The following is a 1,665-nucleotide window of genomic DNA, read 5'->3' on the forward strand; positions in this document are numbered from 1 at the left end:
GTGACGCAGCCTTGCAGCAGCAGGCCGGACAGCACCAGCGACAGGCCCGCAGGCGCGCCGGATCTCGACAGGATCAGGGAGTCATCTTTCACGTCAACGGTGTCCTTGTGGGAAGCGACTGGAGGGGCCGGGGGCGGTCGTCGGATGGAGGCCGCGTGGAAACAAAGTGTAGAGCGTTGCGCCGGGCGTCCACCCCGTGGAACGCCGAGCTAGACTCCGTCGCGCTTTGCAGGTTCCGTGCCCCAGCCGATCGGAAACCCGCAGGCCGGCGAGCCATGCGCGCCGGATGTGCATTCCTCACGCTTCATGACCACCCACCTCCTCTACCTGCACGGATTCCGTTCGTCACCGCAGTCCACCAAGGCGCGCCAGGTCGAGGCCTGGGTGAAGCGCCATGCACCGCGCGTGCGCTGGTGGTGCCCGCAGCTGCCGCCGTCGCCGCAGGAGGCGATCGAGGGCCTGCAGGCCGAGCTGGCGGGCTGGCCGCACGACCGCCTGGCGATCATCGGCAGCTCGCTCGGCGGCTTCTATGCCACGGTGCTGGCCGAGCAGCTCGGCTGCCCGGCGGTGCTGCTGAACCCGGCCGTCGACCCGGCCCGCGACCTGGCCGGCCACATCGGCGAGACGAAGGCCTGGCACAGCGAGGAGCGCTTCTTCTTCGTGCCGGCCTACGTCGAGCAGCTGCGCACGATGACGYCGGGCACGCTCGCCAAACCGTCGCGCTACTTCGCGGTGATCGCCACCGGCGACGAGGTGCTCGACTGGCGCGAGATGAGCGAGCGCTACCGCGGCGCCCACCTGCGCATCGTCGAGGGCAGCGACCATGCGCTGAGCGGGTTCGACGAACACCTGCCCCACCTGATGCATTTCCTGCAGCTTGGCGCCTCGCCCTGACCGGGATCGGCCGAGCTTTCCGCGACAATCCCACCCCATGTATGCACTGTTCGATGACGCCGGCAAGTTCCTCGCCGGCCGCGTGATGACCGAAGCCGACAGCTCGATGCAGATCGAGCTCGATTCGGGCAAGCGCGTGAAGGTGAAGGCAGCCAACGTGCTGCTGAAGTTCGAGAAACCGCTGCCGGCCGAGCTGATCGCCGAGGGCCAGCGGCTCGCCCGCGAGATCGACCTCGACCTGGCCTGGGAATTCGCGCCCGATGCCGAGTTCGGCTTCGCCGACCTGGCGCGCGACTACTTCGACAGCAAGGCCGGCGTCGAGAAGCAGGCCGCCGCGCTGTTCCGGCTGTTCGAGGCGCCGCACTACTTCCGCCGCCTCGGCAAGGGCCAGTTCAAGAAAGCGCCGGAAGAGATCGTGAAGGCCGCGCTGCTCGGCATCGAGCGCAAGAAGCTGCTGGCCGCGCAGATCGAGGCCTGGGCCGCCGAGCTGGCGGCCGGCCAGTGCCCGGCGCCGGTGCGCGAGCAGCTCTACAAGATCCTGTTCCGCCCCGACAAGAACGCCGCCGAGTACAAGGCCGTCGTCGAGGCCTCGCGCCGCGCGCAGAAGGCGCCGCTCGACCTGCTGACCGCCGCCGGCGCGATCGATTCGCCGTACCAGTTCCACTGGCGGCGCTTCCTGTTCGAGAACTTCCCGAAGGGCACGGCCTTCCCGCCGCTGTCGGCCCCGGCCATCAAGGACGACCTGCCGGTCGCGGCCGTGCAGGCGTTCTC

The 1,665-nt window shown here is 69.3% G+C and carries 1 protein-coding gene and 1 pseudogene; both read left to right on the forward strand.

Annotation, left to right across the window (positions count from 1 at the left end; all coding sequences use genetic code 11):
• Positions 1-306: 306 nt before the first annotated feature.
• Positions 307-894: a YqiA/YcfP family alpha/beta fold hydrolase gene (locus AC1D01_RS33680; protein ID WP_477873814.1), complete on the forward strand. Its 588-nt coding sequence runs from the start codon at positions 307-309 to the stop codon at positions 892-894.
• Between the two features lie 37 nt (positions 895-931).
• A pseudogene (locus AC1D01_RS33685) lies at positions 932-1,665 on the forward strand (RNB domain-containing ribonuclease); the annotation flags it as partial.

This window comes from Rhizobacter sp. P3_B12 (assembly GCF_056402895.1).